The organism is Streptomyces sp. NPDC047049 (genome assembly GCF_040643995.1).
GTDB lineage: Bacteria > Actinomycetota > Actinomycetes > Streptomycetales > Streptomycetaceae > Streptomyces > Streptomyces mooreae.
Map to the genome: position 1 here is coordinate 234,268 of NZ_JBEYVM010000006.1, position 14,966 is coordinate 249,233.

Consider the following 14,966-nt stretch of genomic DNA (forward strand, 5'->3'; position numbering starts at 1 on the left):
GGTGTTCGCGGCCGCGCCTCCGCCATGGCGGACACCGGAGCCCCGGCTCACCGGACCTCAGGGTCCGGCTTGGGCCAGGACCTCGCCGAGCCGGTCGCACATCCAGTCCAGTTGGTCGGGCTCGATGATGAGGGGTGGGGCGAGTCGGATGGTGGAGCCGTGGGTGTCCTTGGCGAGTACGCCGTGGTTCAGGAGATGGAGGCAGGTCTCGCGGCCGGTGGTGAGTGCGGGGTCGAGGTCGATGCCGGCCCACAGGCCGCGGGACCTGACCGCGACCACGCCGCGGCCGGTCAGAGCCTCCAGCCGATTGCGCAGCCGTTCGCCCGATGTGGCCGCACGGGCCTGGTATTCACCGCTGCGCAGCAGCTCCACCACGGCATGGCCGACGGCGGCGGCGAGCGGGTTGCCGCCGAAGGTGGAGCCGTGGCTGCCGGGGCGGATGACGTCGAGGACGTCGTGGCGGGAGACCACGGCGGACACCGGCACGATGCCTCCGCCGAGGGCCTTGCCGAGGATGTAGACGTCGGGGGTGACGTCCTCGGCGTCGCAGGCGAAGGTGGTGCCGGTACGGCCGAGTCCGGACTGGATCTCGTCCGCGAGGAACAGCACGTTCTCGCGGGTGCAGACATCCCGCACGGCCTGGAGGTAGCCGGGCGGGGGGATGAGTACGCCGGCTTCGCCCTGGATGGGTTCGAGGAGCACGGCCACGGTGGTCTCGTCGACCGCCGCCTCCAGCGCCGCGCTGTCGCCGTAGGGAACGCTGCGGAAGCCGGGGGTGAAGGGGCCGAAGCCGTCGCGGGCGACGGGGTCGGTGGAGAAGCTGACGATCGTGGTGGTGCGTCCGTGGAAGTTGCCGTCGGCGACGATGATCGTGGCGCGGTCCGGGGCTACGCCCTTGCGGTCGGCACCCCATTTGCGGGCGACCTTGATCGCGGTCTCGACGGCCTCGGCACCGGTGTTCATCGGCAGCACGAGATCCATGCCGGCCAGGTCGGCGAGGTCCCGGCAGAACGGACCGAGGCGGTCGTTGTGGAAGGCCCGGCTGGTCAGGGTGAGGCGGGCCAGCTGCTCCTGGGCCGCGGCCGTCAGCCGGGGGTGGGCGTGGCCGAAGTTGAGGGCGGAGTATCCGGCCAGGCAGTCGAGGTAGCGGCGGCCCTCGACATCGGTGACCCAGGCGCCCTGGCCGGAGGCCAGCACCACGGGCAGGGGAGTGTAGTTGCGGGCGGTGGTCGTCTCGGCCAGCGATACGTGGTGCCGAGTGGCGGAGCCGGGGTGGGGCATGCCGTGCGCTTCGGTGGTGGTCATGAGGTGGTCCTTGGGTGCGGAGGTGCGGAGGGGGAAGCGCGCTAAGGGCGCTAACGGCGCGGAGGCGCACCGGAGTTCAGGCGAGTGGTTCCGCGGCGGCCAGGTAGCCGGCGAGCATGGCGTGGGCGACGTCGAGGATCCGCTCGTCGGGGGGCAGGAACGTGGGCGAGTGCAGTTGTTCGGTGCCGCCGTGGGTGCCGACGAACAGCATCAGCGACGGCAGATGTGCGCAGAAGAAGGAGAAGTCGTCGGAGCCGGCGGAGCGCAGGTCGTCACCGGCGCTCAGGCCGAGCGTGCCGAGCAGCGGTCTGGTGGCGGCGGTCAGCGCCGGGTCGTTGTCGAGCACGGGCTCGCCGCGGATGATGTCCGTCTGCGCGGTGCAGCCATGGGTCTGTGCCACCAGTCCGGCGACCTCCGCCAGCCGGGTGTGCAGCATCTCGCGGTCGTCGTTGCCCAGCGCGCGCAGGGTGCCGCGGGCTTCGGCGGTGCCGGGGATGACGTTGGCGGCGGTACCGGCCGCGAGGGTGCCGACCGTGAGTACCACATGCGACATGGGGTCGGTACCGCGGCTGACCAGGCTCTGCAGGGCGACGACGACATGGGCCAGGGCCACGACGGGGTCGCGGGTGAGGTGCGGGTAGGCGGCGTGGCCGCTGCGGCCCCGCACCGTGATCGTGAACTCGTCGGCCGAGGCGTTGACGCCGCCGGGGGTGCAGGCGACGGTGCCGGGCGGCAGCAGCGGCTGCACATGCGCTCCGATCACCGCCCGGCACTGCTCCCGCTCGAGGATGCCGTCCTCGACGATGTCCCGGGCGCCGGAGGGGTAGGTCTCCTCCCTCGGTTGCAGGACGGCCAGCAGGGGGGCCGGGCCGCCGGTGCGGTCGACGGCCCGGGCCAGGGCGGTGAGCGCGGCCAGGTGTACGTCGTGGCCGCAGGCGTGCATGAGGCCGGGGTGTGCGGACGCCCATGCCGCGCCGCTCTTCTCCTCTACCGCGAGGGCGTCGAGTTCGGCGCGGACGGCGACGGCGGGGCCCGGTCCGCCGATCCGGACGACGGCGCCGGTGTCGGCGACCTTGGTGGCGGAGCCTGCGGGCAGCGCGGCGAGCACCAGGTCACGGGTGGGGGCTTCGGCGCCGGACAGGCAGGGGCGGGCGTGGATGCGGTGGCGCAGTGCCGCGGCGGCCGGGAGCTCCTCATCGAGCGCGGCGGCCAGGGCGGGCAGGTGGGGGCCGGTCATGCGTGGTCCTCCAGCCGGTAGACGCGGCGGGCGTTGTCGTGGCCGGTCATGCGCACCACCTTGAGCGCTTCATCGACGTCCCACTCCCCGCTCTCGGTCCACGCGGCGAGGGCCTTGGCCATGCCGCGACGCCACAGCAGGGCGCCGAGGTGGTGCAGTTCCGGCGGCCCCCAGGCGTCGGAGGAGAAGAGGATCTTGGCGAAGGGGGCGAGTTCCAGTGATTCGGCGATGACGGCGGCGGAGCGTACGCCGGTGTAGTTGATGCCGAGGCCGACGTCGAAGTACACGTGCGGGAACACCTGGGCGAGGTAGCCCGCGTTGCGCTGGAAGGGATAGCAGTGCAACAGCAGCAGGTCGGTGCCGTGCGGTTCCACGTTCTTGATGAACCGGGTGAGCAACAGCGGGTCGCAGCGGTGGAGTTCGACGTCCGGGTCGCCGTATCCGGCGTGCAGCTGGATCGGCAGACCGCGGTCGACACCGCACCACAGGGCGAAGCGCAGCAGTACCGGGTGGCTCACGCGGAGGGTGCCGGTGGCTTCGTACTCGGCGAGCCAGGCGCCCGCGGCGGCGGTCACCTCGTGGTCGTCGGGGCGTCCGGGGTCGAAGTCGAAGCCGTGGCGGTAGGCGATGATGCTCTTGAGGCCGACCGCGGTGACCGTGCGCGCGGCCAGGGCCGCCCGGAACCGGTCGGGGAGTCCGGCGGCGGTGACCCCCTCGCGCACCACGTCCTCCAGCACGGCTTCCAGGCGCACCACCTCGTCGACAGGGCGCCTTGAGGCGGCCGCCATGCCCTGGAGGCCGAGGATGTTCTCCCCCTTGTAGCCGGTCTCCAGCAAGTAGTGGCCGATGCCCGAGGCTTCGAGCAGTCTGCGGTTGACCTCGTCGGTGCCGAGTGCGGAGCGCCTGGCCAGGTAGGCCTCGGGGTCGGCGTGCGGTTCGAGGCCGAGGACCGGGGCGCACCAGCGGCGGACGGCGAAGCCGATCTGCGAGTCGAACTGGGTCATCCACGGCGGGATCGGGCGGTCGGACTCGGTGAGCAGCTGCTCCAGGGCCCCGCGGTCGGCGTCGTGGCGGAGGGCTCCGTGGACGTGGTGGTCCACCAGGGGGAGCCGGGTGATCTCCGCGAGGAGTCGTTCAGTAGACATTGCGGACCTTCCGAATGCGTGCGGCGTCGTCCAGACCGTCCAGCTGGGCGAGTTCGGAGCGTTTGACCGAGAGGTGCGTGGCCAGCAGGTGTGGGTCGAACCAGGACCGGACGACGTGGTCCTTCTCCAGGGCCTCCAGGGCCTCCTCCAGGGTGGCGGGCAGAGGCGGCGCCGACGCGAGAGCGGACCGGTCGGTGTCCTCGGGCCACACGGTGGGCTCGTCGTAGTCCCCGGTGAGACCGGCCAGGCCGGCCCGGACGAGGACGGCCAGGGCGAGCCAGGGGTTGGCCGTGGCGTCGGCGGCCCGGTATTCGAGGTTGAACTGGGCGGCGGGGCCGGAGCCGGCGAGCTCGGTGGTGGGGCAGATGCGCAGCAGCGCCTCGCGGTTGCGCTCGGCCAGGAACGCACCGGCGGCGCTCCAGCGGTCCGGGGTCAGGCGCAGGAAGGACACCGGGCTCGGCGCGGTGAGGGCCGTGAGCGCCGGGGCGTGGGCCAGGACGCCGGCGCTGAAACGGGCGCCGAGCGCGGAGAGCCGGCCGGGGCGCTGCGGGTCGTACAGCGCGGGGCGCCCGTCGGCGTCGCGCAGACTCAGATGGAGGTGAACGCCGTTGCCCACGCCCGCGGCGTCCAGGAGCGGGGCGAAGGTGACGGGCAGGCCACGGCGGCGGGCCAGGTCGCGGACGAGTTCCCTGAGGAGGACGGCCCGGTCGGCCGCGACCGCGGCAGCGGCGGGGCGCAGGGTGACCTCGAACTGGCCGTCGCCGTACTCCGGAATCCAGGTCTCCGGTTCGAGGCCGGCGTGCTCCAGCAGCCGTACCAGATCGGATCCGAAGGGTTCGGCCTCCCGGAAGCGCCGGAGCGAGAACGGAGCACTCGCGGGCAGGCCGTCCAGCACGAATTCGTGCTCGAAGGCGGCGACAACCTCCAGGCCGGTGCGTTCGCGCAGCTCCGCGAGGGCGTCCCGCAGGAAGGTGCGCGGGCAGCATCCCCAGGACTGCCCGTCCGGCAGCGTCTGGTCGGCGAGGTAGAGCAGCATCCCCGGAGCGGTGCCGTCCGCCGGGATGCCGACCGCGGTGCCGGCGTCGGGGACCAGCCGCAGGTCGCCCCGGGAGCCGAAGACGTTGTCGGGGGCGATCGGGCCGAACGAGGAGATCGCGAGGTTCGCGGGGACCCAGCCGGTGCCGCTGCGCAGGACCGCGTCGTGTTCCGAGGGCGGCACGGCACGTCCCCGTACCTGACCGGCCAGATCGCAGGTGGCGACGAAGACCGTCGCGTAGTCGTCGGCGCGGGGAGTCATGAGATCACCTTCATGTTGTCGGCGGCCGGAGGCTCCGGGCTCCGCTCCTGGTGGGGGCCCTGGCCTCCGTTCAGTTCACTGGTGAGACGGGCGCCGATGCGCCCGGCGAGGGAGGGGGCGAACAGGACCACGGCGAGTCCTGTCGCGCACCAGGCGGCGGCGATCCAGGGGAAGTAGCTGTAGGGCGCGCCCTGGCCGGTGGACTGCCGGTAGAAGACGAAGCAGAGGTAGCCCAGACCGGCGAGCGGGATGACCAGTTCGCGGCGGGGGATGGCGCCGCGGCGCGAGAGGGTGAAGACGATCACGCCCGCGCCGGCGACCGCGTAGACGACCAGGACGCACAGCACGCCGATGGTCGCGTACCAGTAGTAGGTGTCGAAGGCGGTGGTGCCCAGGCCGTACATGACGGCCGTGAGTGCGGCGGCCAGGGCCCCGCACAGCCACAGGGCCCTGGTGGGGGCGCCGGTGACCGGTTCGGTGCGGGCGAGCCCGGCCGGACCGAAGCCGTCCCGGGCCAGCGCCGAGACCATGCGGGCCGCGGCGGCGGACGAGGACAGTGCGGCGGCGAAGGCGGAGGCGACCGCGGTGAAGGCGATGACGAGCGAGAACCAGGTGCCGAGGTAGTCGTCGGAGAGCGTCACCAGAGCCGATTCCGCCCCGGCGAACTCCTTCACGCCCTTGCCGTCGGTGCCGAACCCGATGGTCTGGACGAACATCATCAGGAGGTACAGCACGCCGGTGAGCAGCACGCTTCCCGTCAGGGCGCGCGGGATGTTGCGCCTGGGGTCGTCGGTCTCCTCGCCCAGTGACGCGCATGCCTCGAAGCCCGCCCAGGACAGGAAGGCGAAGACGGTCGCCGTCATGACGGCGCCGAAGGAGGCCCCGCCGGGGGTGAAGACCGACAGGTCGAGGGACTGGTGGCGGGGTGCTGATCCGGTGCCGGTACGCCCGATGACGACGAGGGCGAGGACCAGCATCGCCGCGATGCCGATGCCTTCGGTGATCAGCAGGGTGCGGGCGGTGAGGCGGGTGTCGCGTGAGTTGAGCAGGGTGACGCCCAGGGCGGCGACGACCGCGACGGCCGCCCACGGGCCGGTGGAGGTCAGGCCCAGCGCGTGCAGAAAGGCGTGGGCGAAGACCCCGGTCGCGGCGAGCGTGCACACCAGGAAGGCGAGGTAGGTGCCGAGCAGGGCGAACCCGCCGAAGAAGCCGGCGCGGGGCCCGATGGTGGCTCCGGCCAGGGCGTAGACGGAGCCGGCGTGGTGGAAGTGCTGGGTCAGCCGCCAGAAGCCGTAGCCCACGAGGCCGACACCGAGCAGACCGAGCAGGAAGACCAGGGGCACGGCCTTGCCCACGGTGGCCGCGACGCCGGCCCCGTTGAGGCCCATCGCCAGGGTCGGCCCCATGAGGCCGACGGAGAGGGCCAGGGCTTCCCACAGCCGCAGTTTGCGTGAGGGATGAGGATGATCGGGCACAACACACTCCCGAGCAGGAGGGGGGCCGCAGGGGCGCGGCCCGAGACACCCTCATGAAATATTCGTTACAAGTGGAGCGTCAAGGGGCGTGTTGAAATGAATTTTTCATTCCCCGGCCTCTCCGGACCACTCCTCCTCCGCGGCCCGCATCCGCTCGTCGGCCGCCGCTCCCAGGCGCGCATGCACCGCGGCGACCAGGGCGTCGACGAGCGCCAGGGGTGCGACGATGCTGTCGAACGGACTCGGCGCCTCGACGCGCGCCGGGAGCACCACATCGGCGAACTCGGCCACCGGTGAGAGCCACGGGTCGGTGAACAGCACGATCTTGGCCCCGCGTTCGTGCGCGTGCCGGGCGAGGCGCACGGTGTCGTCCTGGTAGCGGCGGAAGTCGAAGACCACGCACACGTCCCGTCGGCTCAAATCGAGGCGGAATCCCGCATCGCGTCCCGGTGCCGCGGAGTGCAGGAGGGTCCCCGGACGCAGCAGCCGCAGGTGCAGGTCGAGGTATTCGGCCAGGAGCTGCGAAAAGCGTCCGCCGAAGCAGGCGATCCGCTTGGCCGGGTCACAGATCAAACCGACCGCTTGGTCGAACTCCTGCTCGGGGAGGGCGGTGAAGGTCTGGCTCAGCGTCGCGCTGCTCACCTGTTGCGCCGCCTCGACCAGTTCGGAGGTGGGGGACTCCGCGCCGATCACCGGCGCCAGGGTCAGCGGAGAGGCGTGCCGTGCCTGCACCTCCTCGCGCAGCGACTGCTGGAAGTGCCGGTAGCCGTCGAAGCCGAGCCGGGCGACGAACCGCACCACGGTGGGTGCGCTGACGCCGGCCCGGGAGGCGAGTCCCGAGGCGGACTCCAGCCCGGCCGCCGGGTAGTTGGCCGTCAGTGCCCGGGCGATCTTCCGCTCGGCAGGAGACAGGCCTCCCTCGACCTGCCGCACCCGCTCGGCCACGGTCGCCCCCGGGCCGGTGTCCGCCCCCCGGCCGGCGTCCCGCTCCGCCGGCTCCGGGTCCGCGCCGCCCTCCGTGTGCTTGCTGTGCTCTGCGGCCCGACCAGCCATGCGTGTCCCCTCTCCGGCCTGCGTGACGCGACGATCGTGACACAGCCGGGAAACCGGGCGCCGCAGTGGACCGCGGGGGTTTCGAGGCCCGCCGCGCCCTCCGCGCGCGGCTTCGGCGCGGTGATCCGGCCCGGCCGAGAAAAAGTGTGAATAACCTGTTCCATCCCCTTTGTGAGGGAGTACCCTGAATCTAGGCCTACGGGGCGAGCGAGGGAGTCCGACCGGACTGGCCTCGGGGAAGGCAGCTCTGGTTGCCGCCGAGGACGTGAAGGAAGGCCGGGCTGAGAGGCCGGAAGGTTGGAAGACCGGACGGCGACCCCTAGCACCTGATCCGGACAATGCCGGCGAAGGGAGCCCACCTCGTAGGTCGTTCGTGTGCGTGGAGCAGCTGCGCGTCGCTCAGTCGCTGCGCATCAGATCCGCACACTTCTCCCCGATCATCATCGTGGTGATGCAGGGGTTCACGGCCGGCAGGAACGGCATCACCGAAGCGTCGGCCACCCGCAGGCCGGTCACGCCCTTCACGCGCAGGTGGGGGTCGAGGGGCGTCGCCTGATCATCGGGGGCACCCATCTGAACGGTGCACGCGGGGTGGTAGACGGTGTTGTGCGTGGCGCGGATGTAGTCGAACAGGTCGGCGTCGGAGTGGGTCGACGGGCCGGGGGCGAGTTCGGTACCGGCCCACTGGACCATGGGCGCCTGGGAGACGATCTCGCGGGCGAGGCGCAGGCCGTGGGTCATCACGCGGATGTCGTGGTCGTGGGTGAAGTACCGCGGGTCGACCTTGGGCTTGTCGCGGAAGTCGCGGGTGCGCAGCCGCACCGTGCCCAGCGAGCGGGCGCGGGTGACATTCGGGGTGAGGCAGAAGGCGTTCTCCGAGGTGGGATAGCCATGCCGGTAGGTGTTCATGTCGAAGGGCACCTGGCCGTAATGGAACATCAGGTCCGGACGGTCGAGGCCGGGCTCGGTGTTCGTGAAGATGCCGATCTCCCACCACTGGGTGGACGAGTTGACCATGGGCTGCTTGGCGTTCCACATGATCACGCCCTCCGGGTGGTCCTGGAGACAGGAGCCGACGCCGGGGGAGTCGACGATCGGCTCGACACCGGTGGCCCGCAGATGGGTGGCCGGGCCGATACCGGAGAGCATGAGGAGTTTCGGGGAGTCGATGGCGCCGCAGCAGACGACGGTCTCGCGGCGGGCCTTGACGGTGCGGGTGTGGATCAGGTCGGGGGCGAGGTAGTCCACGCCGGTGCAGTGCCGGGCGGAGTCGAAATTCAGACGCTTGGCCTGGAGCCCGGTGCGCACCTCCAGGTTCCGGCGGGTGCCCATGAGCGGGTGGAGGTAGGACACCGAAGCGGACGAACGAGTCCCGTCCGGACGGCAGTTGATCTGGAACCAGTTCGCGCCCCGGACGACGGTCTGACCGGTGTTGAACGGTGTGGTCGGGATGCCGGCCGCGACGCAGGCCTCCAGGAGGGCCACCCCGCACGGGTCGTGGGGCGGGACGGTGCGCAGGGTGACCGGACCGCTGCGGCCGTGGTGGTCGCCGGGGGCGTCGTTGTTCTCCAGCCGCTGGTAGAGCGGGAAGCAGTCGGCCGCGCTCCAGCCCGTACAGCCCATCGCGGCCCATTCGTCAAGGTCCTCGGCCGGGGCCCAGAAGGCGATACAGGAGTTGTGCGAGGAGCAGCCGCCGAGCACCTTGGCGCGGGCGTGCCGCAGGAAGCTGTTGCCGTTCTCCTGCGGTTCGACCGGGTAGTCCCAGTCGTAGCCGGACTCCAGCAGTCCCATCCAGCGGTCCAGGCGCAGCACGTTCTCGTCGCCGACGTCGGAGGGGCCGGCCTCCAGCAGGCAGACGGTGGCCGTCGGGTCCTCGCTGAGCCGGGCCGCCACGACGGCGCCGGCCGTGCCACCGCCGACCACGACGTAGTCGAACTCGTCCACAGGGGCCTCTTGGGACATCGCGCCGTCTCCTGATCAGGGGGTGGGGGCGTTGCTGTTGCCCGGGCCGCCGCTGTCGGGGGCGACGGCGGCGTGCATGGCCAGGACTCCGGTGCGCTTGCGCTGGACGAACCAGTAGTAGGTGAACCCGCCGATCGCCACGACGCCGATGAACAAGAAGGCGCCCCACCGCAGGTACCAGTGCTGCGGGCCGGTCGCGTTGTACACCGCGGCGCGCGGCCAGGCGAGGTTGAGGGACATGCCGAAGCCCCAGAGCACGGCGAGGATGTTGACCGGGATGCCGAACTTGCCCAGGCTGAACCTCCCCCGGGCCGGAGTCCACTTGCCGCGCAGCCGCTGGAACAGCATCGGCAGGGTGACCGCCAGGTAGGCCAGGTAGATCATGATGATCGCGATGCTGGTGATCACCGAGAAGATCTGCGGCTGGTTGACGTTGATGAGGAGGATGCCGATCGCCACCAGGCCGATGATCACGGCCGGCAGTACCGGCGTCTGGAAGCGCGGGCTGACCTTGGCGAGCAGCGAGGCGGCCGGGAGGTTGTTGTCCCGGGCCATCGCGAACGCCAGCCGGATGCCCGCGGTGTGCACCGCCAGCTCGCACACGGTGATCGCAATGACCACACACCAGAGCACGATCTGCCCGACGGTCGAGCCGAGCGTGGAGAGCACCACGTACTGCAGGCCGTCCACGGACAGCTTCGCGGAGTGCAGATCGGGCACCGAGAGCAGGGCGAAGAGGAGGATCAGACCGCCGATGAGGAAGGACGCGACCAGCGCCCGCAGGATGGCGCGGGGCGCGTTGCGGCCGGGGTCCTTGGACTCCTCACCGAGCGAGGAGGCGGTGTCGAAGCCGTACATGACGTAGGCCGAGGCCAGGGACGCGGTCAGGAACGCGCCGAAATAGCCGAGGTTCTGGCCGCTGCCCAGACCGAAGGTGTTGAGCACCACGCCGGGGCCGCGGGTGACGTGCGCGGCGAGGAGGAGGACCAGAACGATGGCGGCGATGAGCTCGATCGCCACGCCCGCGGAGTTGATCCGTGCCATCAGCTTGACCCCGAAGGCGTTCACCAGGGTGGTGAAGGTGATCAGGATCGTGCCGAGCACCACGGCGTTCTCGGCCGCGGACTGGCCGGTGCCGTCGCCGATGAACTGGAACCACGACGAGATCTGCGGCAGCGTCACCTGGTACGCCAGCGCCACCGCGGACAGCGACACCATGGTGGCGGTCAGCATCATCCAGCCGCCGAGCCAGCCGATGTGCGGGCCGCCGAGCTTCTTGGACCAGTTGTAGACCGACCCGGCAACCGGGTAGCGGGCGGCCAGCTCGCAGAAGCACAGCGCCACCATCAGCTGCCCGAGGAAGACCATCGGCCAGGACCACCAGTACGCCGGGCCGCCGTGGGCGATGCCGAAGTAGAACAGCTGGAAGGTGCCGGTGAGGATGGAGATATAGCTGATGCCGGCGGCAAAGGTGTGGAAGTTGCCCAGGGTGCGCTTGAGTTCCGGCTTGTAGCCGAGTTCGGCGATCGCCTCGTCGTCGTGCCCGTGGCCGGCCCCGGGACCGGGCCGGGACGCTGCGGGATCGGTCACTCGAACCACCTCTGCGGACGTGGCGCGGTATTGCGCCAGACGTGCTTGGCCTCCTGGTACTCGGCCAGTCCCGCGGGCCCCAGCTCGCGCCCGATGCCCGACTGCTTCATCCCGCCCCACTCCGCCTGCGGCACATAGGGGTGGAAGTCGTTGATCCATACCGTGCCCGCCCGCAGCCGGCCGGCGACCCGGTGCGCGCGCCCGCTGTCCTGCGTCCAGACCGCCCCGGCCAGCCCGTACACCGTGTCGTTGGCGAGCGAGACCGCCTCGTCCTCGGTGCGGAACCGCTCGACGGTCAGTACCGGGCCGAAGCTCTCGTCGCGCACGACGGTCATGTCCGGGGTGCACTCGTCCAGCACGGTCGGCAGGTAGTAGAACCCGTTGGCCAGCGACGGATCGTCGGGCCGGGCGCCGCCGCAGAGCAGGACGGCGCCCTCGTCGAGCCCTGCCGCCACATACGCCTCGATCTTCGCGAGGTGCGCGGCCGAGATCAGCGGGCCGGTCCTGGCGTGCTCGTCGAACGGCCCGCCGAGCCGGATCCGCTGGGCGCGGGAGACCAGTTCGTCGACGAACGCATCGTGCAGCTCTTCCTGGACGAGCAGCCGGGCGCCCGCCGAGCAGACCTGCCCGGAGTGCAGGAACACCGCCATCAGTGCGTAGTCGACGGCGGTGTCGAAATCGGCGTCCGCGAAGACGATGTTGGGGTTCTTGCCGCCCAGCTCCAACGCGATCTTCTTCACCGTGGGCGCCGCGGCGGCCATGATGCGCCGGCCGGTGAGCAGACCGCCGGTGAACGACACCATGTCCACCCGGGGGTCCTCGGTCAGCGGTGCGCCCACCACCTGGCCGGTGCCCAGCACCAGGTTGGCCGCGCCGTCCGGCAGCCCGGCCTCGGCCAGCAGCCGCATCAGGTGAATGGCGGTGTGCGGGGTGAGCTCACTGGGCTTCAGGATGAAGGTGTTGCCCGTGACCAGGGCAGGGGCGACCTTCCAGGCGGTCTGCAGCAGCGGGTAGTTCCAGGGGGTGATCAGCGCACAGACGCCGACCGGTTCGTGCCGTACCGAACTGGCGATCTCCGGGGCACCGGCGTCCACCACCCGGTCGGTCCCGCCGGCCGCGCCGAGGTTGCCGAAGTGGCGGAAGCAGTTGGCGATGTCGTCCATGTCGTAGGCGCTCTCGACCAGCCGCTTGCCGGTGTCCAGCGACTCGGCCCTGGCCAGCGCGTCCTTGTCGCGCTCCAGCAGTTCGGCGACGCGTAGCACCAGCCGGCCGCGCTCGGCCGCCGGTGTCCGCGGCCAGGCCCCGTCGTCGAACGCCGTCCGGGCGGCACCGATCGCCGCCGCCACGTCCTTCGGCCCGCCCTCGTCGACGGTCGCGACCAGCGTGCCGTCCGCCGGGCAGCGGATCTCGCGCACCTGCCCGTCGGCCGCTGCGGTCCATTGACCGCCGATGAACAGCTCCGGCATGGTGGTGCCTCCGGTCTCCGGCTCGTACGAGGCGGCAGCGTCGGCCGCGGTGCCCGGCCGACGGCATCGGGCCGACGGGCGGCCTCCGTGCGGGCCTCGGTAACGATCACTGAACCGAGAGTAAGACGGGCGGTGCGGCTCCGCACGGTACGAGGGGCCGGGGGAGAGGGGAGCGCCGCCGGGCGGGGCCGACGGAGTGATGCCCGCGGGCGCACGGGAGAATGGCGGGATGGGCAGCGAGCTGGGCCGAGGGCAGAGGCAGGAGCCGGGGCGGGTCCCGGAGCCGATGCGTATCCCGGAGCCGGGGCCGGAGCCGGGGCCGGAGCCGGGGCCGGTTGGCGAAATGTCCCCGCACTCGGCCCCCGATGCCGCGGCGTACCTTTCCGGCCGCTGGGACATCGAGCGCACCGTGTGCGACCTGCGGACCGGCACCGAGGGCAGCTTCCGCGGGACCGCCGAGTTCCGGCCCGACCCGGCCGGGGAGGGGCTGCTCCACGTCGAGGAGGGCCAACTGCGGTGGGGCGCCGCGGTGCATCCGGCGAGCCGCACCCTGCGCCTGCGGCCCCGCCCGGACGGCACCGCCGAGATCGGCTTCGCCGACGGCCGGCCCTTCCACGACCTCGATCTCAGGACCGGCCGCTGGCGCGCCGTCCACCCCTGCGCCGAGGACCGCTACGAGGGCACGTTCACCGTCACCGCGGCGGATACCTGGTATCTGGAGTGGCGGGTCGGCGGGCCGGCGAAGGACCAGCTGCTGCGCTCGGCGTACCGGCGGCTGGGGTAGGAGCGGCGGCGCCGGACGCGAGCGACCGCCGGCCGGTACGCGGACGCACGGACGGCGCCGCCGGGCACGGATGTCCCCGGCGGCGCCGTCCGGTGTGCGGGGAGCGAGGGCTCAGGCGGCGGGCAGCTTCCCGCGTCCGAAAAGCTTGCGCTCGTCGTGCAGCGCGAACGGAGTGGTGCGCAGATCGGCGATCTGGATACCGAAGATCTTCAGCTGCAGCATCAGCTCGGTCTTGAGGTCGTACCCCGCGCGCAGTTCCCACGCCGGGGCACCGCCGTCACTGGCCCCCGCGGCACGTCCGGTGAGGTGGACGGAGAGTTCACCGCCGACGCCCGCGGTGTCGTAGAGGAACACCTGGGCGCGCGTCCCGACGCGGGCCGTCGCGGAGGCCGCGCCCTCGACGCGGGGAGTGGCCCCCTTGGTCTGCTGGTACGCCTCGTGCAGCGGCTGCCACCCGTGCTGCCGGTCGTACTTCGCACCGACGGCGAACGCACCGGAGGTGCGCTGGTCGGCGTCGAGCACGATGCGGCCGCCCGCGGTGAAGCGGTAGGTGAAGGTGACCTCGGTGCTGACCACGACGGGGACCGGGCCCACCCAGAAGACGTGCCGTCCGGTCACCGCCGCCAGCGGCACCGCGATCTGTCCGGTGTCGGCGGTCTTGCGGACCTTGCCGTGCACCTGCCAGCCGTACCCGTACGAGCCGCCGAGGCCGATGGCCGCGCGCTGCGGCAGCAGGTTCAGCCCGCCGCGCTTCTCGTACTGGAAGATCAGCTCGGGCCGGAACGTCACCTCGCCGGCCAGCCGCGCGGGAGACTTACCGGTCGCCTCCACGCCCTTGGGCAGCGGCACGTTGACGCCCAGCCGCAGGGTGGTGAGCGCCTTGCGCGCGTCGGGCGACAGCGTGCCTGCGGAGGGGGTGGGGGTGGGGCTGGGGCGCTTACCGGTAGGAACGAGCTGGGTGCGGACCCCGGCGGAGTCGGACGCCGACGGGCTCGGGGAGCCGGTGGCGGTGGCGTCAGGGGTGCCCGACGGAGTGGCCGGGGCGCTGGACCCAGTCGCCGGGCCGCCGGCGTCCGTACCGGTGCCGGAAGCGGGCTTGTGCACGGTGACACCCGAGGAGAGCGGCCTGACCGAGACCTCACCGGGCCGCAACGCCGTGCGCTGGTCCACCTTCTGATCGCCCAGCAGCTCCGAGAGCGTCGCGGGAGCGGTGGTCACCCGGACCTTGCCGTCGTGGGAGCCGGTGACCTTGCCGACCTTGAACAGCGCACCCGAGGGGGCGTGCCGGTTGGGCGCGGCGGCGATCACATCACCGGTCCGTACGGTCTTGCCGGCGGACGGCTTGAGTTCCGCCTGCTTGCGGTGCGCGTCGTACGAGGAGAGCTGCACGGAGACCGAATTGCCCGTACGGGTCGGCGCGTCGGACGGCCTGGCGACCGCGGCACCGCCCTCAGGACCGGAGGCCCGGGCATCGTCCGGCACGGCACCGGGGACCGTCGCCCCGGTGGCCGGTATGCCGGCCGAGGACGCGCGCGGGGTGTCGGGGCCCGAGAGCAGCGCATGGGTGCCGAGGGCCGCGGGGACGAGTACGCCGACCGCGGCGGCGGGCACCGCGATACGGCGCCAGGAAACAGCCATGGGATTCCTTGGTG

General features: G+C 71.9%; 11 protein-coding genes. 1 reads left to right on the forward strand and 10 read right to left on the reverse strand.

Translation table 11 applies throughout. The features are described from left to right. Window positions 1-57: 57 nt before the first annotated feature. The 9 genes from rocD to ABZ851_RS17490 form a co-directional block, all read right to left on the reverse strand. Window positions 58-1,305 (reverse strand): ornithine--oxo-acid transaminase, encoded by a 1,248-nt coding sequence (rocD, locus tag ABZ851_RS17450; RefSeq protein WP_361127937.1) that lies wholly within the window; start codon window positions 1,303-1,305, stop codon window positions 58-60. A gap of 76 nt (window positions 1,306-1,381) precedes the next feature. Beyond that, window positions 1,382-2,542 carry a M20 family metallopeptidase gene (locus tag ABZ851_RS17455; protein ID WP_361127940.1) on the reverse strand — a complete coding sequence of 387 codons (1,161 nt, stop codon included), beginning with the start codon at window positions 2,540-2,542 and terminating at the stop codon, window positions 1,382-1,384. Continuing rightward, window positions 2,539-3,687: an amidohydrolase family protein gene (locus ABZ851_RS17460; protein WP_361127943.1), complete on the reverse strand. Its 1,149-nt coding sequence runs from the start codon at window positions 3,685-3,687 to the stop codon at window positions 2,539-2,541. The genes ABZ851_RS17455 and ABZ851_RS17460 overlap by 4 nt, the downstream gene beginning before the upstream one ends. Beyond that, window positions 3,677-4,984 carry a glutamine synthetase family protein gene (locus tag ABZ851_RS17465; RefSeq protein WP_361127946.1) on the reverse strand — a complete coding sequence of 436 codons (1,308 nt, stop codon included), beginning with the start codon at window positions 4,982-4,984 and terminating at the stop codon, window positions 3,677-3,679. Before ABZ851_RS17465 ends, ABZ851_RS17460 begins: the two co-directional genes overlap by 11 nt. Next, complete coding sequence (locus ABZ851_RS17470; protein WP_361127949.1) at window positions 4,981-6,459, reverse strand: APC family permease; 1,479 nt, start codon at window positions 6,457-6,459, stop codon at window positions 4,981-4,983. The genes ABZ851_RS17465 and ABZ851_RS17470 overlap by 4 nt, the downstream gene beginning before the upstream one ends. Before the next feature lie 105 nt (window positions 6,460-6,564). Beyond that, a complete protein-coding gene (locus ABZ851_RS17475; protein ID WP_361127952.1) occupies window positions 6,565-7,512 on the reverse strand; it encodes a MurR/RpiR family transcriptional regulator in 948 nt (315 codons plus the stop codon). 399 nt (window positions 7,513-7,911) lie between these two features. Continuing rightward, window positions 7,912-9,474: a GMC oxidoreductase gene (locus ABZ851_RS17480; RefSeq protein WP_361127955.1), complete on the reverse strand. Its 1,563-nt coding sequence runs from the start codon at window positions 9,472-9,474 to the stop codon at window positions 7,912-7,914. A 15-nt stretch (window positions 9,475-9,489) separates the two neighbouring features. Next, window positions 9,490-11,064, reverse strand: coding sequence for an amino acid permease (locus ABZ851_RS17485; RefSeq protein ID WP_336047910.1), 1,575 nt, complete (start codon window positions 11,062-11,064; stop codon window positions 9,490-9,492). Beyond that, complete coding sequence (locus ABZ851_RS17490; RefSeq protein WP_361127959.1) at window positions 11,061-12,530, reverse strand: aldehyde dehydrogenase family protein; 1,470 nt, start codon at window positions 12,528-12,530, stop codon at window positions 11,061-11,063. Before ABZ851_RS17490 ends, ABZ851_RS17485 begins: the two co-directional genes overlap by 4 nt. A 343-nt stretch (window positions 12,531-12,873) precedes the next feature. On the opposite strand from ABZ851_RS17490, the gene ABZ851_RS17495 reads away from it, so the two are divergent. Further along, window positions 12,874-13,314 (forward strand): DUF6314 family protein, encoded by a 441-nt coding sequence (locus ABZ851_RS17495; RefSeq protein ID WP_361127962.1) that lies wholly within the window; start codon window positions 12,874-12,876, stop codon window positions 13,312-13,314. Window positions 13,315-13,425: 111 nt separating this feature from the next. On the opposite strand, the gene ABZ851_RS17500 is transcribed toward ABZ851_RS17495, so the two are convergent. Then, on the reverse strand, window positions 13,426-14,952 hold the full coding sequence (locus ABZ851_RS17500) for a hypothetical protein (protein WP_361127965.1): 1,527 nt from the start codon (window positions 14,950-14,952) through the stop codon (window positions 13,426-13,428). Window positions 14,953-14,966 lie beyond the last annotated feature (14 nt).